General features: G+C 46.9%; 4 protein-coding genes. All 4 read right to left on the minus strand.

Features of this window, described 5'->3' with window-relative positions; all coding sequences use genetic code 11:
• Positions 1–133 precede the first annotated feature (133 nt).
• The 4 genes from fusA to trkA all read right to left on the minus strand — a co-directional run bounded on the left by fusA (position 134) and on the right by trkA (position 6,700).
• Complete coding sequence (fusA, locus tag Q7Q81_RS07385; RefSeq protein ID WP_210684389.1) at positions 134–2,194, minus strand: elongation factor G; 2,061 nt, start codon at positions 2,192–2,194, stop codon at positions 134–136.
• 220 nt (positions 2,195–2,414) lie between these two features.
• Positions 2,415–3,875, minus strand: coding sequence for a TrkH family potassium uptake protein (locus Q7Q81_RS07390; RefSeq protein ID WP_293810125.1), 1,461 nt, complete (start codon positions 3,873–3,875; stop codon positions 2,415–2,417).
• Between the two features lie 18 nt (positions 3,876–3,893).
• The gene (locus Q7Q81_RS07395) at positions 3,894–5,351 is read right to left on the minus strand and encodes a TrkH family potassium uptake protein (RefSeq protein WP_304274936.1); all 1,458 of its coding nucleotides are present in this window, start codon (positions 5,349–5,351) and stop codon (positions 3,894–3,896) included.
• 2 nt (positions 5,352–5,353) lie between these two features.
• Positions 5,354–6,700 (minus strand): Trk system potassium transporter TrkA, encoded by a 1,347-nt coding sequence (trkA, locus tag Q7Q81_RS07400; RefSeq protein ID WP_210684386.1) that lies wholly within the window; start codon positions 6,698–6,700, stop codon positions 5,354–5,356.
• Positions 6,701–7,110 lie beyond the last annotated feature (410 nt).

The raw sequence follows: 7,110 nt of genomic DNA on the forward strand, positions 1-7,110 counted from the left end.
GCGGCTGCAGTATTATTGTCGCAGGCATAACTTAAATGAAGCTGAAACAAAACTTAGTCCAACAGCAAACTGCCGGCTGACTCACGTCAGTCGGCAGTCCCATAAACGCTTTATTCAGTTGTCGCAGGTTTAATTATGCTTCCTTATGTTCAGCGATAATTTTTTCTGCCATCTTAGGCGGAACATCTTCGTAATGGTCAAACTTCATTTCAAATGTTCCTTGACCTTGGGTAATTGCGCGGAGGTCTACGGCATATTCCGAAATCTCTGCATAGGGTACCTGAGCATTAACTACGCTCAAGCCATCTTCTACGCTCTGCATACCGAGAATGCGACCGCGTTTAGAGTTCAAATCGCCGATAACATCGCCCATCATAGAATCGGCACAGGTTACGTTTAAGCTGTAAATAGGCTCAAGCAACACCGGCTTGCATTGTTCCATGGCCTTCTTGAAGGCGATATTGGAAGCAGTTTTAAATGCCATTTCAGAGGAATCGACAGTATGATACGAACCATCAAGCAGGGTGATACGCATATCTACAACCGGATAACCTGCAAGGATACCCTTTTCCATAGCTTCACGCATGCCCTTTTCAACAGCAGGGATATATTGGCGAGGTACTGCGCCACCGAAAATCTTATCTACAAACTCAAATCCACCTCCGGGCGGCAGGGGTTCCATTTTAATAACTACGTGACCATACTGGCCATGACCGCCGGACTGTTTCTTGTGCTTGCCTTCTACCTCGGCAGAGCCACGAATAGTTTCGCGATATTCGATAATCGGTGCTTTCAAAATAGCCTCAACACCAAATTTACGCTGCATACGCTCCATGATTATATCAATGTGCTGGTCGCCCATACCGCTGATTAAGGTTTCCTTGGTAACAGGGTTCTTGGTAACGATAATCGTCGGGTCTTCATCCATCAGACGATTCAGAGCGGACATAATCTTGTCCTCATCACCCTTTTTCTTAGGATAAATTGCTCTGGTGTACATCGGCAGCGGGAAGTTAATGGGCGGGAATTCAACCTCAGAATTCTTGTCGCAGAGGGTGTCACCGGTAGAGGTATATTGCAGCTTGGCAACTACACCGATATCACCGGCAGGAACCTGCTTCATAGGAATCTGAGTCTTACCACGCATTGTGAAGATATTGGCAATACGCTCTTCTTCTTCACGACGGGAGTTATAAACTACGCTATCTGCTTTAATTGAGCCTGAGAATACACGGAAATAACTTAGACGGCCAACAAAGGGGTCGGAAGTTGTCTTAAATACCAACGCCGCCATCGGAGCATTGGCGTCACGCACTTCTTCTTCGCCGGTTTCTTTATCCATAACGATATAGTCGTTCAAAATTGCCGGATAGGTAAAGTCGATGATTGCGTTCATCAATCGGCCAAGACCAATGTTCTTGTAGGCACTGCCGCAAAGCATAGGATAGATGATAGCCTGACGAATGCCCTTAATCAGACATTTCATAATTTCCTCGTCGCTAATCTCTTCTCCTTCCAAATAACGCATCATGCAATCGTCATCTGCTTCAACCGCAGCCTCTACCATCTTTTCGTGAGCAGCAGCAGCAGCCTCTTTATACTCATCCGGAATCTCTATTTCATCGGAGCCATTACCGTTGGCACGATAGGCCTTCATTTTGTAAAGGTCTATAATACCCTGGAAGTTGTCCTCCTTGCCCAAAGGCAGCTGTAACGGCAGTACATGCTTACCGAACTTACCGCGCAGGTTATCCAAAATGCTATCAAAATCAGCGTTCTCACGATCCATCTTGTTGACAAAAATGATACGCGGCAAACCGGCTTCTTCAGCCAGCTTCCAACATTGTTCGGTACCAACCTGTACACCGCTGGTTGCGCAAACCACGATCAACGCACTGTCTACTGCTCTAAAAGCTCCTTTAACCTCGGCAACGAAGTCAGCAAAGCCGGGAGTATCGATGAAGTTAATCTTGGTATCACGCCATTCAACAGGTGCCAAAGTGGCGTTAACGGAGACCTTACGTTTGATTTCCTCGGGTTCATAGTCAGTGGTGGTAGCACCGTCTTCAACCTTGCACATTCTGCTGATTGCTCCGCTGCGATACAGCAGGGCTTCGGTAACGGACGTGGTTCCTGCTCCACCGTGACCCACAATGGCCACATTTCTAATCTTATCTCCTGTGTACTCTTTCATGATAAATCCCCCTTTATCAGGCATTTGTTATGACAAGTATTTCGCTGATATTGCCTATTTATCCTGCTTTTTGTGAAAAATTTCTCATAATTTTTTAAATTGACTTAAAATTGTAACGCATATTACAGTTTTCCGGGAGAAGGGGGTGTTAGGCGAAAAAATCCGACGCACCGCTTCTACAGCATATCAGATTTACTTTATTCATCCCCCAATATTTACTTTACCATCTCTTGCTGCTGCGCCAGTATTCACCACGCAGCAATGCCAGCACGGTAAACAGCTCCAAGCGTCCCAAGAGCATAGCCAACGCCAGCGTCAGCTGTCCCATACCGGTAACACCGGCATAGTTACCCGTAGCGCCGATACTGCCAAATGCAGGACCGACACTGGAAATACAGGAGGCCACGCCAAAAACGGCCTCATCTACATCTACACCGCTTAAGCAAAGCAGCATCGTCAAAATAGCTATAACCAGAACATAAACAAAGAAGAAACGGCTGACGTTGATAATCGTTTCTGTCGGCAGACGTCTTTTAGCGTAGTAAACGTTGAGCAGCATCTGCGGATGCATAGTGCGACGCAGCTCCGCCATAACAGTTTTCAGCAGTACGATAAAACGGCAGACCTTAATACCGCCGGCAGTAGAGCCCGCGCAGCCGCCTGTCAGGAAGGTTACAGCCAAAATCAGCTTAGAGAAAGACGGCCACTGGTCGTAGTCCGCCGAAACATAACCCGTAGTACTGCCGAAGGAAGCCACCTGGAAGAAGGCTTCACGCACACCGTCTGCCACACTGTAGCCATTCACCATAATGATGTTGATGCTGATTAAAACAGTGAAAATAGTCAGCAACACAATGTAGCTTTTGAATTCCAGATCATGCCACAAAACCTTCAGACCGATTTGCGTAACCTGATAGTATAAGGCGAAGTTACCTGCCGCCAAAATCATGAACAGACCGGTAACAATCTCAATACCCGCACTGTGAAAATGCGCAATGCTATCATTATAGGTAGAAAAACCGCCGGTAGCAATCGCAGAGCAGGCATGGTTGACAGCATCATAGGTGCTCATGCCCAAAATTGCCAGCATACCGGTAAGAATAATCGTAAACAGCAGATAGATATAGAACAACGCTACTGCAGTTGTACGGATACGCGGCAGAATACGGCTGTTGGAAAAGCCGCTGACCTCCGCATTAAAAAGATACACAGCACCGCCGGCAATCTGCGGCAGGAGCGCTACGAACAGCACGATGATGCCGATACCGCCAATCCAGTGCGTCAGCGTGCGCCACAAGAGCAAACTGCGCGATACTATGTCAAGATTGGCAATCGCCGTTGCGCCGGTAGTGGTCAGTCCGGACATACTTTCAAAATAGGCAGCGGCGGGGTTCAAAATGCCGTCAAAGCAATATGGCAGTGCACCCAAAGCAGCGGCCAGAAGCCACGAAAAGAATACCGTGCCGATACCCTCGCGCACGGATAAATTACGTGCTCCTCTACCGTCACCATAGTAATCAAAGATTCCGGCCAAAATAACAGCTACCGCTATGGAAAAGATAAAGGTTCTGGAGGTAGCATATTCGCCGTAAACAACAGACATCAAAAGCGGCAACAGCTGTGCAATTGCCAGGCCGGCAGAAATTTTTCCCAGGAGATATATTATAACCTTTGCATTCATCTTCTATACCTCCTGCCGTTACCAGTTCTGCTTATCGCGCCAAAAGTCCGGGCGCATGATAACCAGCAGCGTAAAAATTTCCAGACGTCCCAAAATCATCGCCCAAATGCTGATAAAGCGTGCCCAATCCGAAAGGCAATTATATGTAGATGTCGGGCCTACAATGCCGAAGGCCGGACCTACACTGCTCATACAGGCAGCAATCAAGCCCATTGATTCCATTATCGGTATCCCCGACAGGGAAATCAGGATAGTCAGCACAATAAACACCAAAATATACAGGAAGAAGAAACGCGTAATATTGCCGACGATAATCGGGTTGATTTCGCGCTCACCCATTCTGATGGAATAAACGATGCGCGGGTGCAGAGTACGCAACAGCTCTGCCCAGCCTGCCTTCAGCAGGATAACCAGACGCGTAATCTTAATGCCACCTGCGGTTGAACCGCTGCAGCCGCCGATGAACATCAGCATCAGCAGAACGCTGCGGCTGAAGCTGGGCCAGTTGTTATAGTCGTCCGACGCATAGCCCGTCGTACTGCCGATAGACACAGCCTGGAAAATACTGTGACGAAGAGCGCTGTTAAAATCCATATAACCGGAAAAATACAGATTGCCACAGATAAGTGCAGCCGCTGTTGTGAGTATCAGCAGATAATATCTGTGTTCGCTGTCCTGACGCACGGACGCCCAATCGCCACGCCAGATTTTATAATACAACGAAAAGTTCATGCTGGCAATCAGCATAAAAACAATAGCAATAATCTCAACATAAACAGACCTGAAGGAAATCAGGCTATCGTGATAATATGAAAAGCCGCCTGTCGCCATAGTTGCCAACGCCAGGTTCAGCGCCTGAAATATCGGCAAACCTGCAAGCAGCAGTAAGGCAACCTCCACTGCTGTTAAAATAACATAGATTAAGAGAATCATCATGGCAGATTCCTTGATTTTCGGCAAAGTACGTTCAGCCGTACCACCCGGAAGCTCCGCGTTGAACAGATAGCTTGTACCGCTGTTCATCTGCGGCATGATGATAATAAACAGCATGATAACGCCGATGCCGCCGGTCCAGTGCGTCAGACAGCGCCAAACACGGATGCTAGGCGGAAAATCGTTAAAAGAAAGTGCGGTAGTAACACCGGTAGTAGAAAAACCGGAAACACTTTCAAAAACCGCCGCAATCGGATCCGCCGGATTTAAAAACAAATACGGCAGTGCTCCCATCAGACAGACCAGCAGCCAACCGCAGCCTACGACCGCAATGGCTTCACGCACACGCAGGCGCTGACGCGGTCTTCTGCTGCCAAAGAGGTTAAAAAGCGAAGCGATAGTGCTCGTTGTAATCAGCGTAAATATAAAAATCCATATATGCTCCCTGTCTGCAAGTAATGCAGCAATCAGTGGCACCAGCAATATACAGGAAAATGCTATTGTCAGCTTGGCTAATAAACGGTTAACAAGCCTTGAATCCATAATTAAGCGCCCCGGCCTTCAAATAACGGTACTGTAGTCTTGGAAAATTCACTTTTGATAAAGAGAATTACGCGGTCATTGGCATGCAAGACAGTATTACCATTAGGAATATAGGCTTCATTACCACGCACAATAGCACACAGCAAGCATTCCGGCGGCAGGTTCATATCACGCACTGCCACACCGTCTACATCGCTGTTTTCGCCGACGATGATTTCCAAAGCCTCGGCCTGTGCGCCCTCCAACAGTGATACGGATACAATACCACCCTTGCGGACGAAACGCAATACCTCGCCTGCACTCAAAAGACGCGAAGACAGTACGATGTCTACGCCAACCTTTTCCATCAGCTCGATATATTCGTTACGTGCAACACGCACGATGGTCTTACGTGCGCCCAGATGCTTGGCCAGCTGTGCCAGCAAAAGGTTCAGCTTATCATCTTCGGTCAGACAGATAACAACGTCTGCTTCCGAAACGCCCTCTTCAATCAGAAGGTCAATATCGGTACCGTCACCGCACAAAACCAAACCTCGCTTCAGCTTAGCAGCTAAAAGCTGGCAACGGTCCTTATCCTTTTCGATAACCTTTACCTGAATGCCCTGCTTTTCCAACATGGGAGCCAAAAAGCGACCTGTGCGGCCTGCACCGATGATGAGAACCTTCTCCAGCTTTTCATAAGTATTGGAGAAGGAATTTTCAAACTCACGGATTGCTTCATGCTTGCCTACGAAGTAAACGTTATCGCCCGGAATTACGTAATCATTACCATGAGGAATTATCATCTGATGACGTCTGAAAACCATGGCCATCAGGATATCCTTAGGAATATTCAAATCCTTCAGCGGTATATTAACGATTGGAGAATCCTCCTTCACCTTAGCTTCGAACATGCGCACCTTGCCGTCAGCAAAGTCATCTACGTTCAATGCAGAGGGTGTCATCAGAATATGGTCGATTTCACCTGCGGTAATACGCTCAGGGTTGATTACGAGGTCAATTTTCATATCATCCTTAAGCATTTCCGGCGAATGGATAGCATAATCCACGTTGCGGATACGGGCAACGGTATGCTTAATACCATGATTCTTGGCCATCAGGCAGGTCACCATATTTACTTCATCACTATCTGTGCAGGCGATAAGCACATCGGAAGCACTGATATCAGGATCAGCAAAGGTAGTAGGGCTGCAGGAGTTGCCTTCAATCGCCAGTACGTCCAAAGTATTTTGGATGACGTCCTTGCGCTTGGGGTCGATTTCTACAACTACTACATCAAACTGATCTTCAGCTAAAAGCTGTGCAATACTAAAGCCAAGCTTGCCTGCACCAGCTATTACAATACGCATTTTAGTTACTCCTTTAATACGGGAAATCCGTTAATCTCTATTACTCAAATACTGCTCTATATTATAACACAAATAGCCTTAAACGTCGACAGATGCAATTTTGACGCTGTTGACAAAGTGTTAATAATATGTAAGATGGCTGTTATCATAGTAAACTGAGCGAGGGATATATCGTGCAAGGAAGAGCAATTTCAGCGAATAAGTGTCCGGAATCATCGAAGTGTTGCATTCTTGCGTGCGCATCCAAGAAGTGAGTACGCAGGAGGATGCTGATTGCCTGTCACACATAGAACTCTGGTAAATTGAGCGAAAGGTATATCGTGTAGGGAATAGCAATTTTAGCGAATGAGCATTTGGAACCATAGAAACAAGGGTACGTAACAAAATGTTACTCTCTGACAAATTTTACC

The organism is Phascolarctobacterium succinatutens (assembly GCF_958453765.1).
In the GTDB taxonomy this organism is placed as follows: Bacteria; Bacillota; Negativicutes; order Acidaminococcales; family Acidaminococcaceae; genus Phascolarctobacterium_A; species Phascolarctobacterium_A succinatutens_B.

What these genes read in the sequence shown, in the direction of transcription:
- fusA (WP_210684389.1), bottom strand. Translation starts at nt 2,194, where the DNA reads ATGAAAGAGTACACAGGAGATAAGATTAGAAATGTGGCCATTGTGGGT.
- Q7Q81_RS07390 (WP_293810125.1), bottom strand. Translation starts at nt 3,875, where the DNA reads ATGAATGCAAAGGTTATAATATATCTCCTGGGAAAAATTTCTGCCGGC.
- Q7Q81_RS07395 (WP_304274936.1), bottom strand. Translation starts at nt 5,351, where the DNA reads ATGGATTCAAGGCTTGTTAACCGTTTATTAGCCAAGCTGACAATAGCA.
- trkA (WP_210684386.1), bottom strand. Translation starts at nt 6,700, where the DNA reads ATGCGTATTGTAATAGCTGGTGCAGGCAAGCTTGGCTTTAGTATTGCA.